Consider the following 535-nt stretch of genomic DNA (forward strand, 5'->3'; position numbering starts at 1 on the left):
GGCAAATGGAGGATTTGGGGGCAAAAAGCCTGCACTTTTGCAGTTATTTTAGATAAAACGGCGATTCCGTCTCAAAAAACTGTATTTTTGCAGGAATCGCCTGAAAGGGTACGCGTGATTAAGCCAAAAAGAGCACTGCCAGCTAAGGGCAGTGCTCTTCTCTATAGGTTCAGCAGCTAGAAAGTGACGAATTTACCGCTGGCCATCAAGGCATCCAGCGCGATCAGCCGGAGGGTGGTGTCGGTGCCGGTGACAACGTAGACGGCCTCGGTTTCGGCCCCGGCTTCTGCCGATGGTGCGGTTGGCGCCTCGGACAAGCTGTCGCTCTTCCAAATTTGATAGCCGTAGACCGGCAAAGGAAAGGAATAAGTGCGTTCGGCTCCGGAAGCCGCATAGACGAGCTTCTGGCTCGCTGTTAATTTACCGGTGAAGGCGTCAGGCTTCAGCGTCAAAGGCTTGGCCGTCATCCATCGCAGATTGTCGTAAGGATCGAAGCGGGATGACGTATAGACCATAGGGGCGGGCGATAGGGAAT

General features: G+C 53.6%; 1 protein-coding gene and 1 pseudogene. One reads left to right on the forward strand and one right to left on the reverse strand.

The features are described from left to right. On the forward strand, nucleotides 1-180 hold a 180-nt coding region (locus POTG_RS24525; protein ID WP_232282196.1), incomplete at its 5' end, for a hypothetical protein. Here the strand turns inward: POTG_RS24525 and POTG_RS00660 are convergent. Further along, nucleotides 177-535 (reverse strand): annotated as a pseudogene (locus POTG_RS00660) (hypothetical protein); the annotation flags it as partial. The gene POTG_RS24525 and the pseudogene POTG_RS00660 sit on opposite strands and share 4 nt — an antisense overlap.

This window comes from Paenibacillus sp. oral taxon 786 str. D14 (genome assembly GCF_000159955.1).
Taxonomy (GTDB): domain Bacteria; phylum Bacillota; class Bacilli; order Paenibacillales; family Paenibacillaceae; genus Fontibacillus; species Fontibacillus phoenicis.